General features: G+C 67.2%; 4 protein-coding genes. All 4 read right to left on the bottom strand.

Features of this window, described 5'->3' with window-relative positions; genetic code table 11:
- The coding region (gene atpD / locus PHC73_RS12470; protein ID WP_300128780.1) for a F0F1 ATP synthase subunit beta at positions 1-994 on the bottom strand (994 nt) is incomplete at its 3' end.
- 29 nt (positions 995-1023) lie between these two features.
- Positions 1024-1902, bottom strand: coding sequence for a F0F1 ATP synthase subunit gamma (atpG, locus tag PHC73_RS12465; RefSeq protein ID WP_300128778.1), 879 nt, complete (start codon positions 1900-1902; stop codon positions 1024-1026).
- Positions 1903-1933: 31 nt separating this feature from the next.
- Complete coding sequence (gene atpA / locus PHC73_RS12460; protein ID WP_300128775.1) at positions 1934-3487, bottom strand: F0F1 ATP synthase subunit alpha; 1554 nt, start codon at positions 3485-3487, stop codon at positions 1934-1936.
- Between the two features lie 53 nt (positions 3488-3540).
- Positions 3541-3643 (bottom strand): F0F1 ATP synthase subunit delta (locus PHC73_RS14050; RefSeq protein WP_366949881.1); only part of this gene is annotated, 103 nt, incomplete at its 5' end.

Raw genomic sequence — 3643 nt, 5'->3', positions numbered from 1 at the left:
CGATGTCGCGCGACAGCACCACCGTGGCGTCCAAATGCGCGAAGGTGGTGGCGGGCGACGGGTCGGTCAGGTCGTCCGCCGGCACGTACACGGCCTGGATGGAGGTGATCGAACCCACCTTGGTGGAGGTGATGCGCTCCTGCAGACGGCCCATTTCTTCGGCCAGCGTCGGCTGGTAGCCCACGGCGGATGGCATGCGGCCGAGCAGCGCCGACACCTCGGTGCCGGCCAGCGTGTAACGGTAGATGTTGTCGACGAAGAACAGCACGTCGCGGCCTTCGTCGCGGAACGACTCGGCGATGGTCAGGCCCGTCAGCGCCACGCGCAGGCGGTTGCCCGGCGGCTCGTTCATCTGGCCGTACACCATCGACACCTTGGACTCGCCGAGGTTCTCCAGGTTGACCACGCCGGACTCGGCCATCTCGTGGTAGAAGTCGTTGCCCTCGCGGGTGCGCTCGCCCACGCCGGCGAACACCGACAGGCCCGAGTGCGCCTTGGCGATGTTGTTGATCAGCTCCATCATGTTGACGGTCTTGCCGACGCCGGCGCCGCCGAACAAGCCCACCTTGCCGCCCTTGGCGAACGGGCAGATGAGGTCGATCACCTTGATGCCGGTCTCGAGCAGCTCCTGCGACGGCGCCAGCTCATCGTAGCTCGGCGCCTTGCGATGGATGGAAGCGGTCTGCGTGGCGTCGACCGGGCCGCGCTCGTCGATCGGCCGCCCCAGCACGTCCATGATGCGCCCGAGCGTCGCCTTGCCGACCGGCACGGTGATCGGCCGGCCGGTGTCGGCGACCATCAGCCCGCGGCGCAAACCGTCGGTGGAACCCAGCGCGATGGCGCGCACCACGCCGTCACCCAGCTGCTGCTGCACCTCGAGCGTGAGGTCCGAGCCTTCCATGACCAGCGCGTCGTACACCTTGGGCATGTGCCCGCGCGGGAACTCGACGTCCACGACGGCGCCGATGCACTGAACGATCTTGCCTTCTGTCATTGTCCGGTCCTAGAGAGAATCCGTAGCCGTCACACCGCGGCCGCGCCGCTGACGATTTCCGACAGCTCCTTGGTGATCGCAGCCTGTCGGGTCTTGTTGTAGATGAGCTTCAGTTCTTCGATCAGGTTGCCGGCGTTGTCGCTGGCCGCCTTCATCGCCACCATGCGCGCCGACTGCTCGGATGCCATGTTCTCGGCCACCGCCTGCAGCACCAGCGCCTCGATGTAGCGCTTGAGCAGGTCGTCGATCACCGCCGGTGCACTCGGCTCGTACAGGTAATCCCAACTGTAGGCGGCACGCTCGGCCTCGGTCTGCTCGAACCGTTCGGCGCCCAGCGGCAGCAGCGGCTCGACCACCGGCTCCTGCCTCATGGTGTTGACGAAGCGCGTATAGCACAGGTACACGGCATCGATCTCGCCGGCCACGAAGGCGTCCAGCATCACCTTGACCGGCCCGATCAGCATGTCGAGCTGCGGCGCATCGCCGAGCTGCACGGCCTGGCTGACGATGTGCGCCCCGGCCCGTGCCAGAAAGCTCTGTCCCTTGCCGCCGAGCGCGGTGACGCGAATGCCCTGACCGGCGGCCTGGGCGTCGCGCATGCGCAGGCTCACCACCCGCAACAGGTTGGTGTTGAGGCCACCGCACAGGCCCTTGTCGGTGCTGACCACGATGAAGCCCACCGTGCGCACCTCGCCGACCGGGCGCATGTACGGCGAGCGGTACTCGGGGTTGGCGCGCGACAGGTTGGCGGTGATGTTGCGCACCTTGTCGCTGTACGGCCGCGCCGCCCGCATGCGCTCCTGGGCGCGGCGCATCTTGGACGCGGCCACCATCTCCATCGCCTTGGTGATCTTGCGCGTGTTCTCGATGCTCTTGATCTTGCCGCGAATTTCTTTGCCGACCGCCATGCCGGGGTACCTCGTTGAGCGCGCCGGCGCCTTACGCGAACGACTTGCGGAACGCCTCGATGGCGCCGGTGAGCTCAGCCTCGGCCGCCTTGTCGAGCGCCTTGTCGGCCTCAAGCTTCTGCAGCAAAGCCGCGTGGCTGGATTTCAGGTGCTGGTGCAGGCCGTGCTCGAAGGCCAGCACGCGATTGACCGGCACATCGTCCAGGAAGCCTTTGTTCACCGCGAACAGCGAGGCCGCCATCAGGCTGATCGGCAGCGGGCTGTACTGCGCCTGCTTGAGCAGCTCGGTGACGCGGGCGCCACGGTCGAGCTGCTTGCGCGTGGCGGCGTCCAGATCGCTCGCGAACTGCGCGAACGCCGCCAGCTCCCGGTACTGGGCGAGGTCGGTACGGATCCCGCCCGACAGGCCCTTGATCAGCTTGGTCTGCGCCGCGCCACCCACGCGCGACACCGAGATGCCGGCGTTGATGGCCGGCCGGATGCCGGCGTTGAACAGGTTGGTCTCGAGGAAGATCTGGCCGTCGGTGATCGAGATCACGTTGGTCGGCACGAAGGCCGACACGTCGCCGGCCTGCGTTTCGATGATGGGCAGCGCCGTCAGCGAACCGGTCTTGCCCTTGACCTCACCCTTGGTGAAGGCCTCGACGTAGTCGGCATTCACGCGCGCGGCGCGCTCGAGCAGGCGGCTGTGCAGGTAGAACACGTCACCCGGGTAGGCCTCGCGCCCCGGCGGGCGGCGCAGCAGCAGCGAGATCTGCCGATAGGCCACCGCCTGCTTGGACAGGTCGTCGTAGATGATCAGCGCATCCTGGCCGCGATCGCGGAAGTACTCGCCCATAGTGCAGCCCGAGTAGGCCGCCACGTATTGCATGGCTGCCGACTCCGACGCCGACGCCGCCACCACGATGGTGTAGTCCATGGCGCCGTGCTGCTCGAGCGCGCGCACCACGTTTTTGATGGACGACGCCTTCTGGCCGATGGCGACGTACACGCAGGTCATGTTCTGACCTTTCTGATTGATGATGGTGTCGATCGCCACCGCGGTCTTGCCGGTCTGGCGGTCACCGATGATCAGCTCGCGCTGGCCGCGACCGATCGGCACCATCGAGTCGATGGCCTTCAGGCCGGTCTGCACCGGCTGGTCCACCGACTGGCGCGCGATCACGCCCGGCGCCACCTTCTCGATGACGTCCGTCAGCTTGGCATTGATCGGCCCCTTGCCGTCGATGGGCTGACCGAGCGCATTCACCACCCGGCCGATCAGCTCCGGCCCGACCGGCACCTCCAGGATGCGGCCGGTGCACTTGACCGTGTCGCCCTCGCAGATGTGCTCGTAGTCACCCAGAATCACCGCGCCCACCGAGTCGCGCTCGAGGTTCAGCGCCAGCCCGAAGGTAGGCTGCCCGCCCGGCGTCGGCGGGAACTCCAGCATCTCGCCGGCCATGGCGGCCGACAGACCATGCACGCGCACGATGCCGTCGGTCACGGACACCACGGTGCCCTCGTTCTTGACGTCGGCGACGGCACCCAGGCCCTCGATGCGGCTTTTGATGAGTTCGGAAATTTCAGCAGGGTTCAGTTGCATTGCATGCTCCAGGGATGCCGCGTGCGCGGCCGTGCCGGCGGCGTCGGTGACGCTCAGGCCGCCAGGCCAGTCCTCATCTGTTCAAGCTGGGCGCGCACCGAGGTGTCGAGCACTTCATCGCCGACCACCACCCGCACGCCGCCGATCAACTCCGGC

Origin of the sequence: Immundisolibacter sp., assembly GCF_028696615.1 — a bacterium.
Lineage (GTDB): Bacteria > Pseudomonadota > Gammaproteobacteria > Immundisolibacterales > Immundisolibacteraceae > Immundisolibacter.
This window is presented reverse-complemented; position numbering and strand designations above follow the sequence as displayed.